This is a genomic window from Muricauda sp. MAR_2010_75 (assembly GCF_000745185.1).
In the GTDB taxonomy this organism is placed as follows: Bacteria; Bacteroidota; Bacteroidia; order Flavobacteriales; family Flavobacteriaceae; genus Flagellimonas.
In genome coordinates, this window is the sequence record NZ_JQNJ01000001.1 from 3,748,437 (window position 1) to 3,766,242 (window position 17,806).

22 protein-coding genes are annotated in these 17,806 nt (G+C 41.6%); 6 read left to right on the forward strand and 16 right to left on the reverse strand.

Annotation, left to right across the window (positions count from 1 at the left end; genetic code table 11):
* The first annotated feature begins 89 nt into the window (after positions 1-89).
* Both FG28_RS16880 and FG28_RS16885 read left to right on the forward strand, forming a co-directional pair.
* Positions 90-3,341 (forward strand): glycosyl hydrolase, encoded by a 3,252-nt coding sequence (locus tag FG28_RS16880; protein ID WP_036386796.1) that lies wholly within the window; start codon positions 90-92, stop codon positions 3,339-3,341.
* Between the two features lie 5 nt (positions 3,342-3,346).
* A complete protein-coding gene (locus FG28_RS16885; RefSeq protein ID WP_036384856.1) occupies positions 3,347-3,997 on the forward strand; it encodes a class I SAM-dependent methyltransferase in 651 nt (216 codons plus the stop codon).
* Between the two features lie 9 nt (positions 3,998-4,006).
* On the opposite strand, the gene FG28_RS16890 is transcribed toward FG28_RS16885, so the two are convergent.
* On the reverse strand, positions 4,007-4,513 hold the full coding sequence (locus tag FG28_RS16890) for a hypothetical protein (protein ID WP_156102309.1): 507 nt from the start codon (positions 4,511-4,513) through the stop codon (positions 4,007-4,009).
* A gap of 153 nt (positions 4,514-4,666) precedes the next feature.
* On the opposite strand from FG28_RS16890, the gene FG28_RS16895 reads away from it, so the two are divergent.
* From FG28_RS16895 to FG28_RS16905, 3 genes are all read left to right on the forward strand, one after another.
* Complete coding sequence (locus tag FG28_RS16895) at positions 4,667-5,452, forward strand: hypothetical protein (protein WP_036384860.1); 786 nt, start codon at positions 4,667-4,669, stop codon at positions 5,450-5,452.
* A gap of 121 nt (positions 5,453-5,573) precedes the next feature.
* Entirely contained in the window at positions 5,574-6,944 is a 1,371-nt protein-coding gene (locus FG28_RS16900; RefSeq protein ID WP_036386798.1) for an aldehyde dehydrogenase, read from the forward strand.
* A gap of 139 nt (positions 6,945-7,083) precedes the next feature.
* Positions 7,084-7,881, forward strand: a complete 798-nt coding sequence (locus FG28_RS16905) for a universal stress protein (protein WP_036384861.1) — start codon at positions 7,084-7,086, stop codon at positions 7,879-7,881.
* A gap of 177 nt (positions 7,882-8,058) precedes the next feature.
* Here FG28_RS16905 and FG28_RS16910 read toward each other — a convergent pair whose 3' ends face one another.
* From FG28_RS16910 to FG28_RS16965, 11 genes are all read right to left on the reverse strand, one after another.
* A complete protein-coding gene (locus FG28_RS16910) occupies positions 8,059-8,286 on the reverse strand; it encodes a hypothetical protein (protein ID WP_036384863.1) in 228 nt (75 codons plus the stop codon).
* A gap of 1 nt (position 8,287) precedes the next feature.
* Positions 8,288-8,494 carry a hypothetical protein gene (locus FG28_RS16915; protein WP_036384869.1) on the reverse strand — a complete coding sequence of 69 codons (207 nt, stop codon included), beginning with the start codon at positions 8,492-8,494 and terminating at the stop codon, positions 8,288-8,290.
* Between the two features lie 96 nt (positions 8,495-8,590).
* Positions 8,591-8,779, reverse strand: coding sequence for a hypothetical protein (locus FG28_RS16920; RefSeq protein WP_036384870.1), 189 nt, complete (start codon positions 8,777-8,779; stop codon positions 8,591-8,593).
* An 821-nt stretch (positions 8,780-9,600) separates the two neighbouring features.
* The gene (locus FG28_RS16925; RefSeq protein ID WP_036384871.1) at positions 9,601-9,924 is read right to left on the reverse strand and encodes a hypothetical protein; all 324 of its coding nucleotides are present in this window, start codon (positions 9,922-9,924) and stop codon (positions 9,601-9,603) included.
* A 12-nt stretch (positions 9,925-9,936) separates the two neighbouring features.
* Positions 9,937-11,493, reverse strand: coding sequence for a hypothetical protein (locus tag FG28_RS16930; RefSeq protein WP_156102310.1), 1,557 nt, complete (start codon positions 11,491-11,493; stop codon positions 9,937-9,939).
* A complete protein-coding gene (locus tag FG28_RS16935; RefSeq protein WP_036384873.1) occupies positions 11,490-12,713 on the reverse strand; it encodes a hypothetical protein in 1,224 nt (407 codons plus the stop codon). The genes FG28_RS16930 and FG28_RS16935 overlap by 4 nt, the downstream gene beginning before the upstream one ends.
* Positions 12,713-13,822 carry a hypothetical protein gene (locus FG28_RS16940; protein WP_036384874.1) on the reverse strand — a complete coding sequence of 370 codons (1,110 nt, stop codon included), beginning with the start codon at positions 13,820-13,822 and terminating at the stop codon, positions 12,713-12,715. The genes FG28_RS16935 and FG28_RS16940 overlap by 1 nt, the downstream gene beginning before the upstream one ends.
* Position 13,823: 1 nt before the next feature.
* On the reverse strand, positions 13,824-14,237 hold the full coding sequence (locus FG28_RS16945; RefSeq protein WP_036384875.1) for a 3TM-type holin: 414 nt from the start codon (positions 14,235-14,237) through the stop codon (positions 13,824-13,826).
* Between the two features lie 198 nt (positions 14,238-14,435).
* A complete protein-coding gene (locus FG28_RS20675; RefSeq protein WP_156102311.1) occupies positions 14,436-14,594 on the reverse strand; it encodes a hypothetical protein in 159 nt (52 codons plus the stop codon).
* A 441-nt stretch (positions 14,595-15,035) separates the two neighbouring features.
* The gene (locus FG28_RS16960) at positions 15,036-15,431 is read right to left on the reverse strand and encodes a D-Ala-D-Ala carboxypeptidase family metallohydrolase (RefSeq protein ID WP_036384878.1); all 396 of its coding nucleotides are present in this window, start codon (positions 15,429-15,431) and stop codon (positions 15,036-15,038) included.
* Entirely contained in the window at positions 15,415-15,648 is a 234-nt protein-coding gene (locus FG28_RS16965; protein WP_036384879.1) for a hypothetical protein, read from the reverse strand. The genes FG28_RS16960 and FG28_RS16965 overlap by 17 nt, the downstream gene beginning before the upstream one ends.
* A 249-nt stretch (positions 15,649-15,897) precedes the next feature.
* Here FG28_RS16965 and FG28_RS20680 point away from each other — a divergent pair, with 249 nt between their 5' ends.
* Positions 15,898-16,152: a hypothetical protein gene (locus FG28_RS20680; RefSeq protein WP_156102312.1), complete on the forward strand. Its 255-nt coding sequence runs from the start codon at positions 15,898-15,900 to the stop codon at positions 16,150-16,152.
* Here FG28_RS20680 and FG28_RS16975 read toward each other — a convergent pair.
* The 4 genes from FG28_RS16975 to FG28_RS16985 all read right to left on the reverse strand — a co-directional run bounded on the left by FG28_RS16975 (position 16,149) and on the right by FG28_RS16985 (position 17,804).
* Entirely contained in the window at positions 16,149-16,550 is a 402-nt protein-coding gene (locus tag FG28_RS16975; RefSeq protein ID WP_156102313.1) for a hypothetical protein, read from the reverse strand. The genes FG28_RS20680 and FG28_RS16975 overlap by 4 nt on opposite strands.
* Positions 16,551-16,563: 13 nt before the next feature.
* Entirely contained in the window at positions 16,564-16,872 is a 309-nt protein-coding gene (locus tag FG28_RS16980) for a hypothetical protein (RefSeq protein WP_036384882.1), read from the reverse strand.
* 96 nt (positions 16,873-16,968) lie between these two features.
* Positions 16,969-17,115: a hypothetical protein gene (locus tag FG28_RS20685; RefSeq protein WP_156102314.1), complete on the reverse strand. Its 147-nt coding sequence runs from the start codon at positions 17,113-17,115 to the stop codon at positions 16,969-16,971.
* Positions 17,112-17,804: a hypothetical protein gene (locus FG28_RS16985; protein ID WP_036384888.1), complete on the reverse strand. Its 693-nt coding sequence runs from the start codon at positions 17,802-17,804 to the stop codon at positions 17,112-17,114. Before FG28_RS16985 ends, FG28_RS20685 begins: the two co-directional genes overlap by 4 nt.
* Positions 17,805-17,806 lie beyond the last annotated feature (2 nt).

Consider the following 17,806-nt stretch of genomic DNA (forward strand, 5'->3'; position numbering starts at 1 on the left):
AAGGTATTGGCATCTTTTCACATTTCTTTTGCGAATAAGCTTGCAGTTTTGGTTATATTACAATGCTAATTCAACTTAAACTGTTACATATGGGACACTACTACAAATTCTGTTCTGCATTTCTTCTATCCCTTATTTTTTCTCTTTCATTATTCGCTCAAAAACCTGACCCATCCCCTTATGCTGGTTTGGAATTCAGAAGTGTTGGGCCTGCATTGACCTCGGGACGTATAGCCGATATTGCCATTCATCCAACCAATGAAAACATCTCGTATGTTGCCGTAGGTTCCGGTGGTGTTTGGAAAACTACAAACGCAGGAGTCACTTGGACCCCTATTTTTGATGAACAATCCAGCTATTCCATTGGATGTGTAACCATTGATTCCAACAACCCCAGTACCATTTGGGTAGGAACAGGTGAAAATGTGGGAGGCAGGCATGTTGGTTTTGGTGATGGTGTCTATGTTAGCCATGATGAAGGCGAAACTTGGGAAAACACTGGGCTAAAGACCTCAGAGCATATTTCCAAGATTATTGTCCATCCAGAGAATTCAAATATTGTGTGGGTGGCCGCGCAAGGGCCACTTTGGGCCAAAGGAGGAGAGCGAGGCTTTTATAAAACCACAGATGGCGGAAAAACCTGGAACAGAACACTCGGTAACAGCGAATGGACAGGAGTTACCGATATTGTAATGGATCCCACTGATCCAGATGTCCTTTACGCTGCAACTTGGGATCGTCATAGAACGGTTGCTGCTTATATGGGAGGCGGACCTGGGTCTGGAATCCATAAAAGTACCGATGGAGGGGATACTTGGACCGAATTGACAAACGGCATTCCAACTTCAAATTTGGGAAAGATTGGTTTGGCCATTTCACCTTTTGACCACGAAACCGTTTATGCGGCCATTGAATTGGACCGAAAAAAAGGAGGATTGTACATTACCGAAAATGGTGGTGCTTCTTGGACCAAGCAATCCGATGCAGTTTCAGGAGGAACAGGACCCCATTACTATCAAGAATTATACGCCTCTCCACATCATGAAGGAAGACTTTATTTGATGAGTTATATTGTATTGATTTCCAATGACCATGGAAAAACATTTATCCAAATGAATGAAGATAAAAAGCATGTGGACAGTCATGCTATGGCCTTTAAAAAATCTGACCCAGACTATGTGCTTTTTGGAACTGATGGAGGTTTGTATGAATCTTATGATCACACCAAAACTTGGCGGTTTTTTGATAATCTTCCTGTAACCCAATACTATAAAATTGCAGTTGATGATTCAACTCCTTTCTACAATATCTACGGAGGCACTCAGGACAATGGCTCCCATGGTGGGCCATCCCAAACCAAAAACCAGGCTGGGATATTGAACTCCGATTGGTGGATAACTCTGGGAGCTGATGGACATCAATCCGCCACGGAACCCGGAAATCCAGACATCACCTACGGTGAGTTTCAACAAGGATGGCTATGGCGAATTGACCAAACCACGGGTGAAACTGTTTTTGTACAACCACAGCCCAAAGCAGGCGAACCCCATGAACGTTTTAATTGGGACGCCCCCATATTGGTAAGCCCACACAAACCCGAACGTATTTATTTTGCCTCATACCGCGTATGGAAATCGGAAAATAGGGGGGATGACTGGACCCCGATCTCACCAGACCTTACCAGAAATGAGGAGCGTCTGACCCTTCCTATCATGGGTGGCCAACAAAGTTGGGACAATCCTTGGGATGTAGATGCCATGTCCAATTATAATACCATCACTTCTTTAGCCGAATCCCCGGTTCAAGAAGGGCTCATTTATGCGGGTACGGATGATGGCCTTCTTCAGGTTACCGAAGATGGAGGCAACACCTGGCGAAAAATCATGATGGGCAGCATTAAGGGAGTCCCAAGTAGGGCATTCGTCAACGATGTAAGGGCCGACCTGTACGATGCCAATACCGTTTATTTGGTTCTGGACAATCACAAGGAAGGAGATTTTAAGCCTTACCTGCTCAAAAGCACGGACAAAGGCAACAGTTGGACCTTTATCAACGGAAATTTACCGAAACGTTTGATTACATGGCGAATTGTACAAGACCACAAAAAGAAGGACATGTTTTTTGCTGCTACGGAATTTGGTATCTATTTTACCAATAACGGGGGAAATACCTGGACAAAACTGGATGGGGGAGTACCCACAATTTCTTTTAGGGATGTTACCATTCAAAGAAGGGAAGATGATTTGGTCGGAGGTTCCTTTGGTCGTGGTATTTATATTTTGGATGATATTTCACCGCTACGGGATTTCAATCCATCCACAAAAGAGCCTACGCTGTTTGCCGTAAAACCGGCTTATTGGTATATGGAAAGGGAGGCAGTTTACGGGCAAGGCCATTCTGAATATGCGGCTAAAAATCCACCCTACGGGGCCACATTTACCTATTATCTACCCGAAAAACTAAAATCCTTAAAAGAAGAAAGAACCGAAAAAGAAAAAGAGCTCACCAAACAAAAGGCCAATATTCCTTTCCCCGGTTGGGACAAACTTGAAAATGAAACCCTTCAGGAAGAACCCACTTTGGTACTTTTGGTAAAGGACAGTTCCGGAAAAGTGGTCAACACTGTGGATGGAACCAACAAAAAAGGGTTTAATCGAGTTGCCTGGGATTTATCCTATGCGGAGCGAAATGGCATCCCATTGGAAGAGTCCAGTGGCGGAGGGGATGAAGAATTTTTGCCATCGCCCTACAAAGCCACACCCGGAACCTATTCCGTGGAATTGTACCAAAGGGTGGATGGAGAGTTGAAGCAGCTTTCCAGTGCCCAGAGCTTTGAAGTAAAACCTTTGGGTGAAGGTGCACTTCCCGCTAAACCTGTCACTGAAATTGATGCGTTCCGAGATAGGTTCCAGATGTTCCAGCAAGATCTTACCGCAACCACTACCGTATTGCAAAAAAGTTTACAAAAAGTGGATGCCATGAAACGGGCCATGGAACAAGCCGAAAGCCCCAGCACATCGCTTTCCAACAAAATTTTTGAAGCAAAATCCCAATTATCAGCTTTAAACATTAAAATGAATGGAAATCCGGCCAAAAATGAAATAGGGGAGCGGAACCCTCCTTTACCTAGCGACGGTGTATTTATTGGAACCGTAGCGCTCGGGAATACCTATGGACCAACTGGAAACCAAAAGGCAGCTGTGAATAGGGCGGACGCCCAGTTGCAGGACATCAAAAAAGAATTGTCCGTATTGGTCAACAGCACATTGCCCGCGTTGGAGTCTGAATTAAAAGCTACGGGAGCACCATGGATTGAAGGTCAAGGGCTTATCAAAAACTAAAGACTATGACATTTTTCCGTTCCTCCTTGATCATTTGTATTTGTTCGGTGTTTGGATTACAGGCACAATACACCGAATCGGATTGGGAGGAACGGGACAAATGGATGAAAACCCAATCTTTACTTGCCTTGACCGCAGTGGAAGTGGGAGACAAGGTGGCCGATATTGGTTGCCACGAAGGCTATTTGAGCATACATTTGGCCAAAAAGGTGTCCGAAACCGGAAGAGTATATGCAGTGGACATTCGCGAGGATCGCTTGGAGAAGCTACGAACCAACGCACAGGACAGAAATCTTGGTAATATCATCACCATTTTGGGCGATACCAATAATCCAAAATTGCCGGAAGGCGAGTTGGATGCTGTTTTCATTTTTGATACATATCACGAAATGGATGCCCATGAAGAAATCCTTCAACATGTAAAACGTGCCCTGAAACCTGGAGGGCAACTCATGGTCATGGAAAAACTCAAAGATTGGGTGCGTGGCAAATCCAGGGAACGACAAGTATCTTCGCACTCTTTGGGCATTGAATATGTCCGAGAAGAATTAAAGCAAGCTGGCCTCACTATAGTTTCTGAAATAGAAGACCACGGCGATTGGGAGCGGGAAACCGATAAGCAAATGTGGGTAATCCTCGCTCAAAAATCAGATTAGCAAGAATACCTACTCACGCTTAACGTACACATAACTTTGAATTCCGGGTAAATCAGCACCTACGTTTTTGATGAGTCGATGACCACTAAAACTATTTGTAAGCTGGCCGCCGTCAACACTAAGGGTGCCCAAAGTACTGCTGCCCTGAAACGTAATTTGGTTGCCGCTTACAACCCAAGCACCAGTACCTATTGTTGTATTATCTGTGCATTGGGCAGAATATTGCCCTCCAGTAATGCCTGTCACGGAAATTGCAGTCTGTTCAAAAATCCATACACTATCTCCATCAATCAAAATAGTTCCAGAAATACAATCCAATTCATCCATCAGATTTGTGGAGGAGGTGCCGTCCATGTCAATATCCTGTGCAGAACTCACATTGACTTCGGCCAAATCCCATATCCCGATTACCTGTACTTCATCAGCCACCATGTCATCACCGCTATCATCACTACCGCAGGATACCATCAGGAAAATGAAAAATAAACAGGAGAAAACGACTCTAATTTTTTCCATAACTCAATTGTTTGGTTCAAGTAAAACATCTGTTAAATAACACAAATCAGGATGTAATATTTTAAAAAGGTTGCATTTTATCGATAACTCATTACTAAAAACACTAAATAACATTGCAGTTCGTTAGTGCAACGTAACCCATAATCCAACAACATGAACAGAACAATACAGAAAATCTGTGCCATTGTCTTTTTAAGCCTTGCTGTGCTTTTTGTACAATCCTGTAGTGACGATGCTAAATCTGTTACCGAACAGGAACTGACACAGGCCGAGGTAAAGACCATTTTAATAACAGATGATATATCTGGTATAGCCGATAATGCCTTGGCAGAACTTTTTGCAGGTGACGGTACTACTACAAAAACAGCAAAGGCCAATGACTGCTATGTGGCGGAGTATACCGAGACCGGATTTGTGGCCACGTTTAACAACTGTGTGCTGAATGGAACCGACAATGTGAACGGTACCGTGACCGCAACGTACGAAATGGCAGGAGAAACTGCCTCCTTTGCAGTAACTTTCACCGATTTTTATGTAGGTGACATAAAGCTCAACGGAACCAGGGACTTTGTTGTCAACGGTGATATGGAAGGAAATTCCTTTTCTTTCACGGTAACCAGCAATATGACCATAGAATTGGCGGATGGCAGCATTATTGAAGAGACTGGGAACAAAACGTTCACTTTCACTTTTGGTGAAAGTCTTGACAACATCACAATTGGTCTCTCTGGAACCTGGACCATCAAGTCCGATGGCAATACCTATTCCATTGAGAGCGATGGTGTACAGGCCGATGCCCAATGCGGGAACTTCACTACGGGCACCATGACCATTTCCAAGATTGGTTTGGTAGTGACCGTTGATTTTGGTGATGGCGGATGTGATGACAAAGCAACTTTAATCTATCCCGACGGCACAACTGAGGAAATAACCATTTAGAAGTATTTCCCATACGAATATGAAAGCATCGATGAAAGTCGATGCTTTTTTTGTTTACCAACTTTCTACAATGCCCTAATTTGGGTTTGATTATATTTATGGAAATCATTTGAACTTGACCATGGTACAGGAAATTGTAAACGCCCAAAACGAATTTTTTGCGACCCAGAAAACCAAGGATGTTGTCTTTAGAAAACAATTCCTAAAACAGTTGAAGCAAGAAATCATTGCACAAGAGGATGCCATTTGCGATGCACTGTATGCTGACTTTAAAAAACCAAAGTTTGAATCACTGGCCACGGAGACCCAATTGGTACTTGCAGAATTGGGCTATGCCATAAAAAACATAGAGCGATGGAGTAGACCTGAACCCATTGAAACTTCTTGGACCAATTTTCCATCCAAAGATTGGATACAGTCCGAGCCTTTTGGCAAGGTGTTGATCATTTCGCCTTGGAACTATCCCTTCATGCTAACTCTGGCACCGTTGGTGGGAGCATTGGCCGCTGGAAATACCGCTGTTTTGAAGCCTTCGGAATTGAGCCCCAATACTTCACGGATCATTGCCAAAATCTTACAAAATGTTTTTCCCCCAGAATATGTTACCGTAATGGAAGGGGGCGTGGAGACCTCACAAGCACTTTTGGCCGAAAAATGGGAATATATTTTCTTTACCGGGAGTACTCGGGTAGGTAAAATTGTTTACAAGAGCGCAGCAGAGCAGCTCACACCCGTTACCTTGGAACTCGGAGGTAAAAACCCTTGCATTGTGGACGAAACGGCCTCCCTAAAATTAGCCGCCAAGCGTATTGTATGGGGAAAATTCATCAATGCGGGACAAACCTGCATCGCTCCAGATTATATTTTGGCCCACAAAACGGTCAAGGAGCGGTTTGTGGAAGAACTCAAGCGTTACATTACTGATTTTTATGGGTCTGATATACAAAAATCCCCGGATTTTGCCCGAATCACCACCAAAAAACACTATCAGGAACTTAAAGAAATGCTTCAAGGGGAAAGTCTTCTTTTCGGGGGGAATTTTGATGATTCCGAAAAATACATTGAGCCTACCTTGGTGGATGAGCCGAAAATGAACAGTCAAATAATGGAAGGGGAGATTTTTGGTCCCATTTTACCCATTATTCCGTATGAAACGGAGGAAGATTTGCACCTGTACATTTCAAATTATGGAAAACCATTGGCTTTCTATTTATTTTCCACGGATAAAAAGTTTCAAAAAAAGCTAATGTCCCGATATTCCTATGGCGGGGGAACCATCAACGATACCGTGGTGCATATTAGCAACAAACGACTGCCTTTCGGTGGAGTGGGCACATCGGGAATAGGGGGGTACCATGGGAAACATTCCTTTGATTTGTTTTCACATAAAAAATCTATCGTAAAACGGGGCAATTGGCTCGACATTCCTTTACGGTATGCGCCTTATAAGCTTCCTGATGCATGGGTGAAGCGGTTTAAACACCTGTTTTAGTGGGCTTTTTTTATCAAATCCTCAAATTTGATGGTATCGTATTGAACACCAAACATTTATTTACTAATCAAAAGTTAAACTGTGGGATGATGAACCTATTTGGTGCTATATTTAGATAAACACCAAAAACAATTGCACCATGACCGCTAAAAACACCTCGAGCAAATATCGTATCTCTGTCTTATTGGACCTGTCCAAAAGCTCTGAACTTGTATTGACCAATGCCGTACAATTGGCCAAGACCCTAAATGGGTCAGTGGAGGTCTTTCATGTAAAACCGGCAGCAGATATCGTTAAACGTGAAAGTCAACTATCTGCCATCCGCACCATTTATAAGGATGACCGGGATACCCGTTCCAAAATGCAGGATTTGATTCGCTCCATAGAACAAGAGGAAGGAATTACACTTTCCTATAAATTGGAATATGGCAACGTAAAGAACCGGGTGAGGGACTATTTGGCTTTACAAAAACCCGATATTTTGGTCTTGGGCAAGCGAAGAGCCGGATTTTTTGGAGAAAGTATCACCGATTTTGTGATCAATGAAATCAATATCAATGTATTGATTACAGGAAAGGATGACAAATTCCACACCTTTAAAGACATTAATTTGGGCGTTTTTGGCAGCGGTCTTCGAGAAAATGGTCTAGAAATCATAAAAGATTTAAAACGCGACAGCGAAAAGCCTGTGCGTATTTTTAATATTAAGGGAAAAGTACAACTCAGTGAACAAGAAATACATCCTTTGCAGAAAACGGTTTCCTATGTGTTTTCGGAAGGTGCCAATGCCTTGGATGGCTTGGTGAGCTATGTATCGCGTACCAATACACAACTGTTATGTGTTCCCAAAAGCCAAAGTAAAACCTTGGCGTTTCAGACCAGTCCGGCAAAGCAGGTGTTGCGCAAAGCCAACGTACCGATTTTTATTATGGCATAGAAGGCATAAAAGGGGAGTTTTTAATAGCTTCCCTTAGCTTTAAAACTTTTTATTTTACATAATGTGGATTATAGTACAAATAGGCGATTAAAAAAAAGTGGAATCAAAATCCACCTTGCCAATCTATGCCAATTTCCTGTAACATCAAATCCATTTCGATTAAAAACAGTACTCTTTTCATGATTTTTCGCCTTTTGTAAAGATTTGGTCAATACCCTTGTAGTATTCTCCCATAAAAAAATCGAATTTTTCTTTAGGAATATCCACATCAGGATTTTGGTTCTTTACGTAATTGACCAATCTACAGTAAAGAACATTTTGTAAATCCCTCACATTTTCGGCATCACCTTTGAAATCCAAATGCGGTGACCCGTGAAACTCTGGCTGATTATTGACTAAAGCCATATCACTGAATCAAAAAGACGGTTTCGTCAGGAAAGACAAAAACAGATTCCTTCGTATCACCATTAATCAAATAATGGTCGGGTATATTAATACCCATATACGAATAAGCCTCTACAAACAAAATTGTATTGACCGAAAACCGTTCGTGCCAATTTTCCTTTTGAAATTCCATGCCAACTTTTAGCTCTTTTCCTGTTATGGGTTCCATCTGTCTTGCAAAATGTTCACAACAAAAAGCGCAAAAGCTATCCCTATACAGGCAAAGACAATGCAAATGAGTACTAAATCAGTACCGCAAAAACATCTAAGAGGCATCTTTTATAGTTCCATTTGGCTCCAATTGCTTTTGCTGCAAATCCTTCAATGAATAAGAATCATAGAAGTTTTTGTGCTTGTTGTACAAAGCTGATTCAAAAGCAACCAAATTGATGTCTTTTGGAACTTTCAAAATGTAAGGTTTACCTTGGTACGGTGTAATTAAATATTCTAACATAACGTTTGATTTTTATTGCACCGCAAATAGGCAATTCCACTATTTCAGAGAACGTATAATTCTTTTCAAACTTAATCAGAATTTTCTATAGTTTTTTTGAAAATTCAAAAAAAATTGTAAGAAACTGATTTTCAGTAATTTATAAATAAAATTGTAGAGTATTGAAAATCAAGGCATTACAAATAATATGCTGATTTACAGCGTTTTAAATCATTTTAAAGATTAAAGAATTGAATATCAATATGTTGAACCATACCACCGAGTTTTATTCTCGCGCAAAATTCATTTTTTTGCAATTCGCTGATAACCACGAAACTAAAGCGAAAAACATGTAAAATATGGTATACGGTAGCACGTGTTACTAAGTGGCGTGCTACACGTTTTTAAAAAATTGGATTTTTTGGGATTTTTTGATGAAGGGGAACAACAATCTGTGTTGTTTATCAGAAGAAAATCCATCCCAAAACAAATTTCCCTGCCCCTGAAATACATTCCAAGGGATGGATAAGGGGTTTGTACCACAAGGGAAGGGAAAAGCCCGTCAAAGGGCTTGTTTTGGAACTGGATTTTTCCATAGCAAAAAGTAGTGTGCGCCACTAAAAACAGTTTTCTTGACGATGATCCCCCAGGATCATCTGAAAACCGTTTTCAGATTCATGGCGCAAAGTCTTTTGGTATGTATTACGGCAACAAAAAGTTGCCTCATACATGGTAAGATTTGGGGAAATAGGAAAGCATTACATTTATTGGCCAACATTGGCCAATAAAAAAAAGGGAACCCTTTCGAGTTCCCTAGCAGCTATGGCACAGAGCAAATAACACTACTGTATCTTGAATGCCCAACCCCTGAAATAATAATTGTCACCGACAATATTTTTCACGTTCCGGAAAACCTCTATAATCTGCCTATTGCCAACAAGCGAAAAATCACAATCACCGTCCAAAACCATATCCATGGTGGTATCTTTCCCAATGGTCAAAATACCATAATAATAAACCCCATCCTTGGATGCGGTCATGTTGGAATCAATATCATCCTTTGTCATGATAACGGCAGTTGGCGTAATCTCACGATTGAGATTAGCCTTTTTCTTATAAGCGCAAAGAACGCTCTGAAAGTCCTCTATAAGTTTAGTACAGCACATAGTCTTTATTTTTTAATCCAAATCAACCAAATTCATATACTCCTCGATATTGTCGTAACCATCACCATCATAGTCGCCACGGTAACTTTGGCTGAGATCGCCAAACTCCCTAATCTCCCAAGCATCGGACATACCATCGTTATCAGTGTCATAACTGGCAGGCCTCACATTGTTGGGAATATTGGGAAGTACCCAATTCGATGTAACCCTACTGTTATAGTCCAAATTATTTTGGACCACATTCAACATTTGGGAATCAAAAGAATCCCTATACTCTTGGACAATACCATCATTGTCCAAATATTTGTACGCCCCAACATCGGCATTGGTGACCAATCTTGTAAAAGCATCGTTGGCAGTGGTCTCAATCCAAGGGTAATCAAGTTCCAAATCATGTTTGGTTCCGGTAAAGTAAAATGCATCCGCAGGGGTAACCCTATCGGCCTTTACCCATATAACCTTATTGTCCTCAACAGGATTTCCGGTAAGATTCACGGATGACCCGCCAACATTGCCACTGTAAACATTTCCATTGGTAAAGACCGATGGATGTTTTTCACCCTCTTGATTGTTATCTATCCAATTATAGGAATCATTTGTTCGCTGATAATAATTATTGATATGGTTCAACTTTATCAAATGATATACACGTGAATTTTTATGCGGTGTATCATGCATTACGTTGTTCACTATCTCACCTTGATTATCAAAGGCCATGTTAGGGGTACGGTTGTTGGAGACCGTCAAATTGTTGAGCCAAGAAATCTTATCAATGAACCTTTCAGGGTCTCCTGCCCTGCCCCCATTGGTTGTAACATACATTGATGTACCCGCATCACCGTAAAGGCCATGTTGGAAGGTAACGTTCCTTAACCAACACGGACAATCGGGAGAAGAAACATGTTGCTCCCTAGTGGAACCCCCTATAACCTTATCACTTGCAAAAGAACCTGAAATGTGGTCAAGTATGATACGCTCACCACCACGAAAAAGAAAACTCCATGTATAGGCATCATCCTGAGAAGCATCGATGGAACCATCCCTCAACCTTATAGGACGGGAACGCATGTACCTAAAAATCAAATTATAGATACCATTGTCATAACTTTGGAAACGGTTGGAACCGCCCCATAAAGTTATGCCACCTTGGGGAGCGGATTGACCATAAACACTTTTATTGTGAACCTGCCTAAAAATGTAGCCACCCACGCCAATATCGATATTGCCCGAAACATTGAAAACGATATGGCCTACATCGGGCAACTCCAAAGCATTTTTATATCCACCTGTATAATACTCATCACTGGATGCAGTGGCCTCATGATATGTGTAACCCGCATCAAAATCAAGTGTATTGACAATATAAAGGACACGACCACGACCACCCGTTGCAATGGCACCACCGCCATAAGCGGTATAGAACGCCTTTAACTGTGTCGTGTCCGCATCAACAGGCGGTTGTGTACCAACAGACACCGTTTGTTGTGAAACAATGGAGTTCAACATATTGAACTGCCCCAACAAAAGGGACGGCAACAAAAAAAGAAAAAGAAAAAAACCTTTCATCATTCGAGGACAACAATTATTTCATCAATATGGAACTCATCATTAATGGAACCACCCGAGGTGGTACGTATTGTCAACTTAGGACTATCAACTTGGGCAACCATGCCAACATCATTGTATACAATCTGCTCCCACGTTCCAGCAAGGCCATCATCTACATTTCTTTGATACGTAGTGTTCCAATCACCACTTAAAAGTCTTGTCGTCCATGAAAGACCAACGACCTGTTTTGCCCTAAAAGAAATACTTTGTATCGCATCCCCATTCTCAACCCCAACCAAAGGAATACCACCATCAACAGAACCCGCAATATTAGTCACTATCCGAAGTACCCTAGTTCCATCGTAAGGGTCAGTTGCAACAGAGGTAAAGGTAACATCACCGCCATTATCATCGGTATTAGCAATGCCATCGACCTCATTGTTGGGGTCTGCGGCATTAGCTCCCAAATAGACATAACCCACACTTGGAACATACGTTTCACATGCACCACAGATTGAAGTCCAACCCGTTCCGGTGTAATGCCAAAGAACCACGGCACCCTCTTTTGTGGTACGGACATACTTGTCCTTTCTAATATCCTTAAAAGGGAACTGCAACCTTCCCGTAGAATCTTGAACAAAGTACATGTAATGACCATCAACATAACTTCCAGTAGGCTCAGAAACATCAATATCATTCACGTTCCTACCATACTTGATACGAAAAGTATCAACCGCAGTAGGTTGGTAAGTGGTTCCGGTAAACGTATCATCAACAATAAGTGACGTACCACCGGAAACGGAACCAACAGGTTGATTCGTGACCTTTACCCAACTCGAAGAAATGACCATATAAAGTTCATCATCCAAAGCCCTCACAATAACGCCATCGGCATAGGTAGAAGCCGAAACGGTTCCCACATCAACCTGTTTAGGACGAAAGGCAGAGAAAAACTCTATAGCCTCAGCACCCGGCACAGCCTCAATGCCACTTATATAAACGGCATTGTCATTATTACCACCAATCCTGATAACAGTCGTTCCATCCTGTTTGAAATCCAAATTTCCCGTGTTAACGGTATTGATAACCCTTGTGGTATCATTTGGAATCGATTGGTTCTTCAGTTCCAAGGAACCCGAAGCAGAATTTCCACCCAAGGAATTACCACCCCGATAAAGACCCTGTGAATGACCAAAAAAATGGAAACACAGAAAGAAAACAAAAAACAATATTTTTTTCATCAAGAAATTGATTGATACATTATTACACCCGAAACGACAATCTCACCAGTGGTTATCGAGGGAATCACGCCCGTATAACTGTTACCGTTCCTAGCCCTGATTTCCATATACGTATAATTTGAATCCATATAACCCCTGAACTCAGAATATCCGGCAGGCGGATTGCTCACATAAACATTGGCAACATGCTCCACACCCGAATTTTGAAAGGGAAGATTATGTATCTCCATATCACCGGCAGCCCAATCAACACCCGTTGGAACCGTGAAACGCCAAGAATAGAAACAAAGCCCATCCTTGTAATAAGTGGTTATTCCTTTAGCAGAACTTTGAACGGCACCATCCACACGCAATTCAGGAATTACAGCTGATGTTTGCCAAGCAAACGAAGAACCATCGGCACCATCTGCACCTTTGATGTTCATTATCAAAAATTGCTGCCCTCCTGATTTTTTGTACAAATCACCCGTTGTGGTACGAAGGTACCAATCACCATTGTTGAAAGCTGCATCATTTGGTACACCAGTACCATAATACATCTGTGAACCGTCGGCACCATCTGAACCATTGGCACCATCAGCGCCATTGGCACCATCGGCACCATCGGCACCCTTGATGTTCATAATCAATGACCATGTTCCTGAGTTCTTTTTATACAAATCACCAGTGGTATTGCGCAAATACCAATCACCATCACTGTGTTGGGCATCATTTGGAACCGTAGCATTGAAATAAATAACAGAACCCCTAGCACCATCGGCACCATCGGCACCATCGGCACCCTGCAAGCCTTTCAAACTTCCAATCAAAACCCAAGAACCCGTCTGTTTTTGATAATAATCACCGTTGGACTGGTTCAAATAAAAATCAGTGTTGTTCCCGTTGGCATCATTGGGAACGCCAGTACCCAAAATCCACCTGTTCGTCTGCCCAGGATCATTGCCCGAGGCATCCGTAACATAAAATGTATTTCCATCCTTTACGGGCAATGCGTCCCACTCCGCTTGCGTTCCCATCCAAAATTTGGGAACAACAGGGGAACCATCAGCAATGGGAACATAGTTCCCTCCTGCTCCACCACCGCCAGTATTTCCATCGTATACCTGCATACTACTTTTTATTGACGTTAATCTGAGGGGCTATCTTTTCGGCACTCCTACCAACAATATAGCCGCCTATACCAATCTGTAACACTATCCACAGTTCATGCGGCACAGGCTCCAAATCCGGCAAAGCGGGATTGAAAGCCCTTATCACCGGATAAATTACCCAACCGAACATTATAATAATGCCAAAACACAACATGAGAATAGGCCTCCAAGTCCTTTGAAGAAAATTTCCCTTTGCCTCATCGGAAATGATGCCCGCCCTCAACTTATCGGTTTCGAGGGCATGCCCCAAAACCATGTTGATGAGCTTGTTTTTAAGAAGTTCCTTTTCTTCCTTAGTAGTGACCACATCGTCCACAATGGAACCAATATCCTTAATGATGGTTCCTTTAAGCCAGTCGAGTATTTTGTTCATAGATATTTATTTCTAACTTGTCTAACAGCAGCCCTTACCTCACCTTTTTCAGGGTTTCTCAAAACCCTATCGCTTAACCACCGTTTCTTTCTAAGAGCTTTTATTGAACGCTTCATAGATTGACGACTATTGTACTTTTTGAACATCAATTGAGATGTCAAAAATTTGTGATAAACAACAACATAAAAATTATTCATGTCAACAAATTACTTTTACATCATCGATGACCTCAAACATTTCGTTTAAATCGGTCAACTTTTCAACCTCGACAACGGTACTCCTTTCAATAAAAGTACCGTCAACATCGGGATGATTCAATTCAATCCATTCCTTATAGAAAACAAGAACAGTTTTCATAAAGGACTATTTACGTCTTAAAGCCCTAGACAAACGCTGCCTCGCAGTTTTGGGCAAAGACATAAACTGTTTTTTGGTCAAAGGTTGCTTTGTCCAATTTCTTTTCTTAAATCTCCTACGGGTTCTTTTATAAGCCATCACACAAAAATTAAATTCAACAATTATTTTTTTCTTCCTTTTTTGATTGTGTACCAAATGGTAACAACCGTTAAAACTATCTGTAGAACAAGGCTAAGCCCGTTCAAAAAATTCAAATTCAAAAAAGAGGCCAACGCACTCCCCCCGTAAATCTTCAAATCAGATTTATGGGAACAAAACCAACTCATCAACACCCTTGAAACCAATCCAATCATTTAAAGTTCTGCTTCCACATCGGTTGGACAACAAGCCTAACGACTATTGTCGCAATAACCGTCATTATAAGTACATCACTAAAAGTGCTCATTGCGCTTTTTTTTTTCGGTTATCCCATCTTGCCCTAACACCACGGACATCGTAATGAACCCAAGTATCGTAAATGCCCAAACCACCCTGCTCCATTTCACCAATAGAAACAAGATGCTCTATCGCATCGTTCAATTGTTGGGTAGTCATTCCATCAACCCTAATGTCAGCAGCCTGACCATACAGATGCCTAGAATCCTTGACACCGCCCACGGCCTCATTATGTTCAACACTCCTAAGACCAGAATTGACAAAAACAGGTTTGCCAACATAATTTCTAAGAGCCTGTAAATTGGATGCCAAACGCTCCAAATTGGACATTTGGCTATCCGTAACAGCCCTATCATAATTCCTTGTGAACTCCCCCAATGAAAAATTAGTTGTCAACAACATTTTTAGATTTTCTCTTTAAATCCAATTTACCTTCCAACACAAGTTCAAAATCCAATTTTCTCCTATTGAGCACATTCCTTAGTTCCAAATATTTTGTCCAACAGAAATAAACCAACAAAAAAGGAAGTGCAAAAACGGCAACCGCCAAAAGCGGAAGACCGAGCACCAAAATCGCCAAGGCGATAAGGACAAAACTTTGTGTTTTTGATAAATTCATATATTAGCTACAATAATTTTCTATAGTTTTTACACCATGAGTTTTTTAGATGCTTTCAAAAAAGGAATCGATACAGTCAAAAAAGAATTGAACAAACCGGAATCGTTCAAAAAAGGAGAAAAATTTGAAGCGTTCGCCAAAAACAAAGTTTACCCTGACAACTTGTTTAAACTCCTTTATGAAACACCTGAACACGATAAAACGTCAGAACGCTTCAACCAATCAGCACAAAATCCCGATTTCAAATTCATGGACCTTAAGACAAAGGAAGAATTTTGGGTTGAATGCAAATACAGGTCAAAAACAAACGATAAAAACCAAATCGAAGCGGTCAAACCATTTCAACTGAAAAGACACCAAAATTTAAAAGAACCTGTTTATTACCTTATCGGATTTGAGGGAGAACCATCAAATCCCAAGGAAATATTTGAAATCCCAATAGAAGAAATGTACACATCCGTATACCTTTCACATGCAAGGAAATTCAAACTCATTAAAATCTAGAACAACTCAAACCCAACAATCTCTTCCAATTTGTTCCTTTCGGAACTTGAAAGCTCGCTCAACAACCAAAAATTCAAATCCCTTTCCTTACTGAGATTTGCACTCGCCTCACCCAAGTGACTGTTATAAGGCCTCAATCCAAATGCGTTGTAAACCTTTGCATAATCCGCCTGGGTCAACCCCTCAAAAACGGAATAAATCAAATCCTCATCGGTTCCCATGTTCCGCATGGCGGTAAAAAGCGCATCCGCTTTTTGTTTAGCCTCAAATTCACTCAAAGAACTTCCATAATCATTTTTGGGATTGGGAACCCTATCGACATCCTCACTGGACTTTTGACCAAAGAACAATCTTTTCAATTGCGGTAAAAGAAATATGGAAACCAAAAGAATGCCCATCAACATGGGATTCTTAGTAACAAGCCGTACAATTCTTTTCACCAACAACATAATTCTCTTTTACGGTTCCGGCATACATACCGCCCAAATCACCAACAACGCCTTTCGAAGCAACATAATTCGGTGTCTTAATCAAATCGGAAACATCTTCCTGCTCCAAAATCCCGTCTGTTCCAAAGTCTCCAAACTCACCCTGCCCAACCTCTACATAAGGTTCCGGTGATTTTTTCCAAGACAAGAGGAAATAGGCCAATGCCAAAAGGAGCGCAATCACCACCCCCCTTTGCTCCTTTGATGTTATAAACTTATTTCGACTTTCCATTTCAACATGAATTAAAAAAAGGCCTCTTTGTCAGAAGCAAACAGGCCTTTCAATCATTAATAACCCAAAACAAACTACGAGAATCCACTTCCTTAGCTACTTTATCGGCCTATCCTGAAGATAGTCCTCATACGTAGCATATCTAAATTCCTTTTTACCAATCACCTTCTTATAGGCTACCTTTGGATTTTTGGCCTCACTCTTGAAAACCTTGACGGCTCCCTTATCTTTAATCAATCTCATCGGAACAATTTTTTTCTAAAAACGAACAATCCCAAGCCCATCATGAGCAAAGGCACAACACCGCCATTGTTGGAACCTGAAACGGTTCCCCCAATCTTTTCCAAGGCAGTCTTAGGCGACAAATCAATCTTATACTGCTCCACCTGCCAAGTTGTCTCCCTTTGGTCGATAGATGCCTTTGCAGGTACAACAACAGTTTTGGTGCCTATGGAATACATACTATGACCCCTATCGGCAACCTCCTGCTCAAAAGCAGCCGTTACCTCCGCTTTGACCATATCCAAGGCCTCCATTTCAAGTTCAATACCTTCCAAGGTGCAATCCCTTGCACCATTTCCCATCCAATCACGGTGTTTGGTTCCGGTATTGTAAAAAAGGACATACCAATCATTAATACGCTTTTCAAGTTCCGAATCGGAAGCCCTAATAGCATACTCAGCAGCATCCTTCAAAGGCGGAACCCACTCACTGATATTGCGGGAAGCAATATCAGGATTGACAGAAGCGCCCCAACAATCAAGACCATGCTTCAAAGCGGCACCAATGGTATTGTTGATAATCTCCTTCGGTACAATGCCCTGCAAAATTCCCAAAGCGGTGGAAGCGGTTCCAACCGCGCCCACGATACCCCCGCCCTTTGGCTTAGGGGTATACGTCGGGGAAGCACTATATTGTGTTGTGGTCAACATCT